The sequence below is a fragment of the Desulfuromonadales bacterium genome, assembly GCA_035620395.1.
GTDB lineage: Bacteria > Desulfobacterota > Desulfuromonadia > Desulfuromonadales > DASPGW01 > DASPGW01.
In genome coordinates, this window is the sequence record DASPGW010000231.1 from 1 (window position 1) to 8,544 (window position 8,544).

At 63.3% G+C, this 8,544-nt stretch carries 8 protein-coding genes; 4 read left to right on the plus strand and 4 right to left on the minus strand.

The features are described 5' to 3' along the window. The coding region (locus VD811_12745) for a histidine kinase (protein ID HXV21847.1) at nt 1-756 on the minus strand (756 nt) is incomplete at its 3' end. A gap of 158 nt (nt 757-914) precedes the next feature. On the opposite strand from VD811_12745, the gene VD811_12750 reads away from it, so the two are divergent. Next, nucleotides 915-1,829 carry a TIGR01212 family radical SAM protein gene (locus VD811_12750; protein HXV21848.1) on the plus strand — a complete coding sequence of 305 codons (915 nt, stop codon included), beginning with the start codon at nt 915-917 and terminating at the stop codon, nt 1,827-1,829. A 117-nt stretch (nt 1,830-1,946) separates the two neighbouring features. On the opposite strand, the gene VD811_12755 is transcribed toward VD811_12750, so the two are convergent. Beyond that, entirely contained in the window at nt 1,947-2,078 is a 132-nt protein-coding gene (locus VD811_12755; protein HXV21849.1) for a hypothetical protein, read from the minus strand. A 154-nt stretch (nt 2,079-2,232) separates the two neighbouring features. Between VD811_12755 and VD811_12760 the strand changes: the two genes are divergently transcribed. Next, on the plus strand, nt 2,233-4,272 hold the full coding sequence (locus VD811_12760; GenBank protein HXV21850.1) for a UvrD-helicase domain-containing protein: 2,040 nt from the start codon (nt 2,233-2,235) through the stop codon (nt 4,270-4,272). Nucleotides 4,273-4,274: 2 nt separating this feature from the next. On the opposite strand, the gene chrA is transcribed toward VD811_12760, so the two are convergent. Next, a complete protein-coding gene (gene chrA, locus VD811_12765) occupies nt 4,275-5,483 on the minus strand; it encodes a chromate efflux transporter (protein HXV21851.1) in 1,209 nt (402 codons plus the stop codon). After that, the gene (locus tag VD811_12770; protein HXV21852.1) at nt 5,476-5,850 is read right to left on the minus strand and encodes a PadR family transcriptional regulator; all 375 of its coding nucleotides are present in this window, start codon (nt 5,848-5,850) and stop codon (nt 5,476-5,478) included. Before VD811_12770 ends, chrA begins: the two co-directional genes overlap by 8 nt. 398 nt (nt 5,851-6,248) lie before the next feature. On the opposite strand from VD811_12770, the gene VD811_12775 reads away from it, so the two are divergent. Continuing rightward, on the plus strand, nt 6,249-7,682 hold the full coding sequence (locus VD811_12775) for an ATP-binding protein (GenBank protein HXV21853.1): 1,434 nt from the start codon (nt 6,249-6,251) through the stop codon (nt 7,680-7,682). Then, complete coding sequence (locus VD811_12780) at nt 7,672-8,325, plus strand: response regulator (GenBank protein ID HXV21854.1); 654 nt, start codon at nt 7,672-7,674, stop codon at nt 8,323-8,325. Before VD811_12775 ends, VD811_12780 begins: the two co-directional genes overlap by 11 nt. Nucleotides 8,326-8,544 lie beyond the last annotated feature (219 nt).

Sequence of the window (8,544 nt, forward strand, 5' to 3'; positions counted from 1 at the left end):
GATGCGCCGGTTCTTGCTGACCAGGGGGACGAGGAGCAGTTCATCCACGCCGAGGGCCGCAGCCTGCTCCCGGCCGATGCCGGGCTCCTCGGCCAGGTTCGCGACGTGCCGCGAGAGCTGGTCGTTGAGGGTGCGCACAAAGGGGTGATCGAGATCGCCAAGGGGGGTGGTGAGAATTTCGAGCAGGTCGCGGAAGCGTTCCTTTTCGGCGCTCATTTTCTGCTCGAAGAAAAGCCGGGCCATCTCCCGCAAGGGCAGGTCCTGTTCTTCGACTTCCTGCCAGATGCGGGCCGCGTCCTGGGGACTGCGCGGCCCGACGGCGAAATAGCCCTTGAGGCTTGTGCGTTCCTTGTCGACCAGCAGCAGTATCGCCCGGTTGAGACCGAACCCCTTGCCGGCGGTAACAGCGGTGAGAGCCATGGCGATGACTTCCTCCATGTCCACCGAGGTCTGCAGCACCAGGCCGACTTCGTGCAGGAATTTGACCTCGCGACTGCGCGCCTCGACTTGCGCGGCGAGGGTGCGGCTCTGGGCCCGCAGGGCGAGAACCTCCTCGACGGCGTAGGGGAGAATCTCGGCAGCCCCCTCCCAACCGTCGTGATTGGTGCGCAAATTTTCGAGGAAGCGTGGGCACTCGATACAGCGCTGCTGAAACCGTTTGCGGCGGTTGAACAGCAGCTCCTCGTCCCCCTCGCGAAGGTAAGGACAGTCTTCAGGGGAGATATGCTCCCGGTCGCAGCAACAGCGAGGTTCCACGCAGTACACCTGGAATGGGATCGGCCAGCCGATGAAGCCGGCGGGAACGGAATCAGTCCGCAAGTATAGCAGCTCGGGCCTGGCCGGCAAGCGAATGAACCGGCCTTTAGCCTTTTGTCTTTTGCCTTTTGCCGGCTCTCTGTGGCATAGTGCCGCAGATGGAGGCGAAACGCTACAATCTGTTTTCCGAGCACCTCAAGGAGCGCTTCGGCGGCCGGATCCACAAGATTTCCGTCGATGCCGGGTTTTCCTGTCCCAACCGCGGCGGCACCCGCCGTCTGCCCGGCTGCCTCTTTTGCGACCCCGGCGGCTCGGGCGCCACCGGCATAGAGCGGGGCCTGCCGGTGGCGCAGCAGCTCGAACAGGGCAAGGAGATCATGCTGCGCAAGTACAGGGCGCAGCGTTTTCTCGCCTATTTCCAGCCTTTTTCCAACACCTTCGCGCCGGTAGAGCAGCTGCGCGCCCGCTACGATGAGGCCCTCGCCGTGGCCGATGTCGTCGGCCTGGCGGTCGGCACCCGGCCCGACTGTCTGCCGGAGGAGGTTCTCGACCTGCTGGCCGGTTACCACCGCCGCACCTACTTCTGGCTCGAACTGGGGCTGCAGAGCGTGCACGACGCGAGCCTCGCCTTTCTGCGCCGCGGCCACGACTACGCTGCCTTCCTTGCCGCCTTCACTGCCGCGAAGAAACGGGACTTGCGGGTCTGCGTCCACATCATCCTGGGCTTGCCGGGCGAGAGTCGGGAGGCGATGCTGGCCACCGCCGCCGAAATGGCTCGCCTGCGGGTGGACGGCATCAAGATTCACCTGCTGCACGTGCTCAGGGGGACGCCTCTGGGCGACTTCTACGAACGGGGCGGCATTCCGGTCCTCGAACAGGCCGAGTACGTGACGCTCGCCGCCGACTTCCTGGCGCGTCTCCATCCCGACACGCTCGTCCACCGGCTGACCGGAGACGGCCCGCGGGAGCTGCTGCTCGCCCCCCTCTGGTCGCTCAACAAGTGGGAAGTGCTCAACGCCATCGACGACGAACTCAGGCGCCGGGACCTGCGGCAGGGGAGTTGCCTGTTCTGAAATGATCGCTGATTGATGCTGCGATTGGCGGGTCGGGGTTCGGAAGGGTAGAAATCAGCGTGCCGGAAGTGTAGAGACACTCCAGCCCGGGAGGCGGGTGCGGCGAAGGGCTGCGGCTCAGTTGCCGCTGCGCTCGAGGGTGACCGTGGCGGCCGGGACTTCTGTCGTCCCGCCCCAGGAGACCAGCAGGAGCGAGGCCCACGCGATACTGATGATGAAAACGATGACCTTGAACATGGCGCGTACCATACAAAAATATCCCGCAAAAAGCAAGGGGAAATCTGCGCGTTTTTCAGCATCTTGAATGCTCTTGCCGGCTGCTTTTCCCTGTGCTATTAATCCCGGTCCCTGGTCTCCAGCCCAAGGTTCCTGATCCAAAGTCCCGAGTCCCGGAATTCACAAAATGGATCTCTCTTCTCTCAACAAGGAACAACTCGCCGCGGTGCGTCACGCCGAAGGCCCCCTGCTGCTGCTGGCCGGCGCCGGCTCCGGCAAGACCCGGGTGATTACCTGTCGCATCGCCTTTCTGCTGCGCGAGCGGGGGGTTCCGGCGGACCAGCTCCTGGCGGTGACCTTCACCAACAAGGCGGCCCGCGAGATGCAGGAACGGGTCGAGGAGCTGGTGGGGCGGAAAAGCGCCCGCGGCATGGGGATCTCCACCTTCCATTCCCTTTGCGTGCGGATTCTCAAGGAAGACATCGAGCGGCTCGGCTACAAGAAGAACTTCTCCATCTACGGTGCCGCCGACCAGAGCCGGCTGGTCCGTGACCTCATTCAGGGGCATGACACGCACGGCCGCAAGTTCGACCCCGACCGGGTGCTCTGGCTGATCTCCGACGCCAAGAACCGCCTGGTTCCCCCCGAGCAGTTCACCGTCCGCCACCAGGACGAGTACGAGTACCTGGCCGCCGAGATCTATCCGCGCTACCAGAAGTCGCTCAAGGCCTTCAACGCCATCGACTTCGACGACATCATCATGCTCACCGTTCGCCTCTTCCGCGAGCACCCGGACGTGCTGGCCAAGTACCAGGAGCGCTTCCGCTACCTCATGGTCGACGAATACCAGGACACCAACGCCGCCCAGTACCTGCTGCTGCGCTTCCTGGCGGAAAAGCATCGCAATCTCTGCGTGGTCGGTGACGACGACCAGTCGATCTACGGTTGGCGCGGTGCTGACCTCGGCAACATCCTCGGCTTCGAGCGGGACTTTCCCGGCACCCGGGTGATCAAGCTCGAGCAGAACTACCGCTCTACCGGCAACATCCTGGCCGCGGCCAACGCGGTGATCAAAAACAACCGCCAGCGCAAGGAAAAGGCGCTCTGGACCGCCGACGGCGCCGGCCCGCCGATCGACTACCTGCTCTGCGCTGACGAGGAGGATGAGGCGCGCACCGTGGTCGAGCGCATCCACGCCGCCCGCTTCCGTGAGAACCTCGCCTACCGCGACTTCGCCATCCTCTACCGCACCAACGTCCAGTCGCGGGCCTTCGAGGAGCAGCTGCGCTACGAAAACATCCCCTACGTGCTGATCGGCGGCCAGCAGTTTTTCGACCGCAAGGAGGTCAAGGACACGGTCGCCTACTTCAAGGTCCTGGTCAATTCCCGCGACGAGGTCAACCTGCTGCGGATTCTCAATTTCCCCCGGCGCGGCATCGGCGAAACGACCGCCGACCGGCTGATCCGGGCTTCGGCGGAACAGGCGCGGCCGCTTTGGGAGGTGATGCGGGAGCCGGCCGGCATCGAGGACCTGGGGGAGAAATCGCTCGCCGCCATCGCCGAGTTCGTCACCTTGCTGGAGGGGTACCGGGAGCGGTTCCGGCGCTGCCGCCACCTGGCCGAGCTGGGGCGGGAGTTCCTGGAGACGCTCAAGATCGAGGACGAACTCTACCGCACTGCCGACGACCCGGCCAGGGCCAGGCGCCGCGTCGAGAACGTCGCCGAGGTGGTCAACGCCATGGCTTCCTACGAGGAACGCGATGAGAAGCCGACCCTGGCCGGCTTTCTGGAGAAGGTCTCCCTGCTCGACCGCGACGACCCCGGCCGCGGCAGCAAGGAACAGAAGCTCGCCCAGGACGCGGTGATCCTGATGAGCCTGCATTCGAGCAAGGGGCTGGAGTTCCCGCACGTCTTTCTGGTGGGGCTGGAGGAAGAGTATCTGCCACACAAAAAGTCGGTGGGAGAAGGGGTCGACGTCGACGAGGAGCGGCGTCTCTGCTACGTCGGCATCACCCGTGCCCGGCGCAGCCTGACCCTGCTCGGCGCTGCCCGGCGCAAGAAGTACGGCAAGATGCAGCCGCGCGAGCCGAGCCGTTTTCTGCAGGAAATCCCCGGAGAAGTGCTGCGGGAACTGGCGGGGGAGGCGAAGCCGGCCGCCAGCGGGGCGGAGCAGGAGAAGGCCGCCGGCAACTTCTTCGCCGGCATCAAGGCGCTGCTGGGGGAGTGACCTCAGAAGGCTCCGAGGTACCCCAGCGCCGCCGCGCCCAGCCCGGTGGCGCCCACCACCAGCCAGGGGGGCGTTTTCCATAGAGTCAGCAGGCCGAAGGCGGTGAGGGCGAGGATGAAATCGCCGGCCGAGAGGATGCCGCTGGACCAGACGGGATCGTAGAAGGCCGCCAGGAGAAGGCCGACCACGGAGGCGTTCACCCCGAGCAGGGCCAATCGGACCTGGCGGTTTTTCCGCAGGGCTTCCCAGAACGGGAGCACTCCCACGACCAGCAGGAAGGAGGGGAGGAAGATGGCCAGCAGGCAGAGGAGGCCTCCGGTCCAGCCGTTGGGGGTGATCTGCGAGGCGGCGCCCAGGTAGGCGGCGAAGGTGAACAGCGGTCCCGGCACCGCCTGGGCGGCCCCGTATCCCGCCAGGAAGAGGTCTTTGCTGATCCAGCCCGGATTGACGACTTCAGCCTGCAGCAGCGGCAGCACCACATGCCCGCCGCCGAACACCAGGGAACCCGTGCGATAGAAGCTGTCGGCCAGCACCAGGGCCTGCTGGCCACTGCGGGCGGCCAGGGGAAGCAGGAGCAGCAGGAGGCAAAACAGGCCGAGGCAGGCGATGGCGGTTTTCCGGCCGGGCGCGAACAGATGGGGCTCATGGTTCGCCGGGCCCTCCGGCTGCAGGCAGAGCAGGCCGAGGATGGCGCCGGCGGCGATGGCAACGAGCTGGCCGAAAACGCCCGGCCAGGCGAGGGTGAGCACCGCCGCCAGGATGGCCAGGGTCCCCCGGGGACGGTCGGGACACAACGCCCGGGCCATCCCCCAGATGGCCTGGGCGACCACCGCCACCGCCACCACCTTGAGGCCGTGCAGCCAGCCCGCGTGGACCGCCGTCTCGTCCAGGGAGGTCACGCCGTAGGCGAAGAGGATGAGGGCCAGGGCCGAGGGAAACGTGAATCCGAGCCAGGCCGCCAGTCCGCCGCGCAGCCCCGCCTGGGAAATGCCGATGCCGATGCCGACCTGACTGCTGGCCGGACCCGGAAGAAACTGGCAGAGGGCGACCAGGTCGGCATAGGTGTCTTCACGCAGGCACCGGCGGCGCATGACGAATTCGTCACGGAAATAGCCCAGGTGGGCGACCGGGCCGCCGAAGGAGGTCAGTCCGAGCTTGAGAAAGGCCAGAAACACCCGGCCGACGGAAAGCTTCTCTTGCCGTTCACTCATCTTTTTTCTTTTCCTCTGCTGCTTTCGAAGGGCTGTCCGCCCCGCCGATCTCTTTGTTCAGTTCAGCAACCTGCCGGCCGATCAGCGCCAGCACCTCTCCCCCTTTTTCCGTCAGGTAGTATTTTCTCGGGGCCCGCGGCCCGCGCTTCGGATCGACCTCGCTGCGCAGCCAGCCGTTGCCTTCCATGCGCTGCAGCATGGGATAGAGCGTCCCCGGGCTGACGTCGTAGCCGTGCCGGCGCAGCTCCTTGAGCAGCCACTGCCCCACCACCGGCCCCTCGGCGGCGTGGTGCAGGATGTGGACCTTCCAGAATCCGAGAAGGATTTCCCGGTTCAGGGCCTTCAGGTCTTCGGGGTTCAGATTCATATCGAAAATCGTAGTCGATTATCGTAATAAAAATCAACCCCCCTTTTTATTCCGCAAATTTACAGAAAAAGCGGGATTCATGATTTCAGATAATTATGGAAAGGGGCCGTTTCCGGGGTGGCGAGCTATCCTTACCCGGGCTTTGCCGGTTTGCAGGGCAAAGCGGAACGGCGTTGACAAGGAGCGCAAGGAGCGCTTAATGTCACTTGCCAATTTGTCTGCCTCCGGGCAATACGGTTGCCGGGATTTCATGCAGTATCAGGCAGAGGATGTCCTTCCTCAATTCGAATTGACCATTCGAAAGAGGCACCGTGAAAGTTAGCGGGCGCGGCGAATCCGTCATCGGCGCGGAAGAGCGGGGCCGGGCCGAGGACAAGGCACCGGTGGGAGACTGAAGCATGCCGCAGGAGCTGGGTGATTTTTTCACCTTTCTTATCTTTCTCTTCTATGGTCTGGTTTTCTTTACCACCGGCGTGGCCATCACCTCCAAGGTCACCCGCGGCAGCAAGCTGAAGATTGCCCGCTATCTTCCGCTCTTTGCGATTTTCGCCTTTGTTCACGCCATCCACGAATGGCTGGTGCTTTTTCTCTACCTCGAATGGCCGGCCCTGCCGAAGGAAATGCTGCCGATCATCAGCCGGTTGCGGCTGGTGCCGGTTTCCATCTCCTACGTCTTTCTGCTGCTGTTCGGTTATTTCGTACTGCAGGCAGTCTATCCGCAGAAACGAAGGATCCTGCAGATTGTCGCCCTCTCGCTGCCGGTCGTTCTCTTCTTTAGTCTGCTGTATGCCGGCTTTGAAGGTGAGGCGGGTTTCTTCCGCTTCGCCGCCATGCGGATACGCAACCTGCTCGGGTTTCCAGGCGCCCTCGCCGCCGGTCTCGGTTTGATCGGCTATGCCGGCACCATCCGCGAGACGAGCGGCAAGGTGGCGCGCAACTTTACCGGCGCCGGCATCGCCCTCATCGTCTACGGCATTTTCGCCGGGCTGGTTCCGACCGGCACCATCCTGCCGCTGGGGGTGCGGGTGGAGCTGATTCGGGGCGTGACCGGCATGTTCATCCTGCACTTCCTGATGAACGCCCTGCATATCTTCGACCTCGAGCGTGAGGAGCTTATCGAGGAGCGTATGCAGCGCTTTGCCCAGACGGAGAAACTCACCTCCCTTGGCAAGCTGGCGGCCGGGATCGCCCACGAGATCAACAACCCGCTGGCCAACGTCTCGCTGAATGTGGAAATGCTGAAAAAATCCCTTGCCGGGGCAGCAGCCGGTGAGGCGTACGAAAAACGATTCACCGCCATCGAGCGGAGCCTGGGGCGGGCCTCCCGCATCGCCCGCGAACTTCTTGCCTTTTCCCGCCACGACGACAAGGAAGAGCATGCCGAATCCCTCGATCTCAACGAGGTGCTCCGGGATACCCTGACTCTGGTCGGCCCCCGCCGGCACGACTACCGCTTCGAGCTGACGCTGAATCCGCTACCCATGGTGCGGGGAATTCCCTGGAAGCTCGAGGAAGTCTTTCTGAACGTGATCATCAACGCCATGGAGGCGACTGCCGCCGGCGGCGAAATTGCCATTTCCACCCGCACCGACGGGGCGGAGGCCGTGGTCGAAATTACCGACACCGGGATCGGCATCCCTCCCGAGAATATCCGCTCGATTTTCGACCCGTTTTTCACCACCAAAGAGGTCGGCAAGGGGACCGGCCTCGGGCTCTCCATCTGCTTCGGCATCATGGAGCGGCACGGCGGACGAATCGACGTAACCAGCAAGCCGGGGACCGGTACTGCGTTGACCCTGGTCTTTCCGGCAGGAGGTGACGATGACGCCTAACATTCTCGTAGTCGACGACGATCCGGAGTTGCGGGAAAACATCCGCGAGATCCTGGACGATGCAAGCTTCGCAGTGACGGTGGCGGCCAACGGCGAGGATGCCCTCGACTGCCTGAAGCGGCAGGCCTTCGACGTGATCCTGCTCGACCTGATCATGCCCGGGCTGAGCGGAAAGGAGGTGCTTCCCTTGATCAAGCGACAGTCTCCCTCGGCCAAGGTGATCATGATCACCGCCTTTGCCACCATCGAGAATGCGGTGTCGGCGATGCGCAAGGGCGCCGACGACTATCTCACCAAACCGTTCAAGGTCGACGAACTGCTGACGGCGGTCCGCCGCTGCCTGGAAGAGGCGCGGCTGCAGAAATGCCGTTCGGTGATCGATGTCGAGGACACATTCAACTGCCTGGCCAACGTGATGCGCCGGGAGATCCTTCTTCTTCTCGCCCGCGAGGGGAAATTGCGGTTCATGGACATTGCCCGGAAGCTCGAAGTCGAGGACCACACCAAGGTGAATTTCCACCTCAAGGTGCTCCGCGATGCCCGTTTCATCGAGCAGGACGCCCGCAAGCTATACGTTCTGAGCAAGGAAGGCCGCAAAGTCGTCGATTGCATGCAGGTTGTGGTCAATAATCTAAGTAGTTGATTCAAAGGATTTATATCACCCATCCGTGAACTGCTCTTCACCGCCCTGGCGGGCGACGTGAAGGATTCTTATCTGGAATCCTCTCTGCTTCTTCACCCATAGTAATTTGCCGACCCTCCGCTTCACGCCTTTTTACCCTAGCGGCAGGCGAGCGGCGGTGTCCACGGCTTGACACATCCGATTCCCGGGTATACTTGCCGAGTAATCGGAAGACGTATC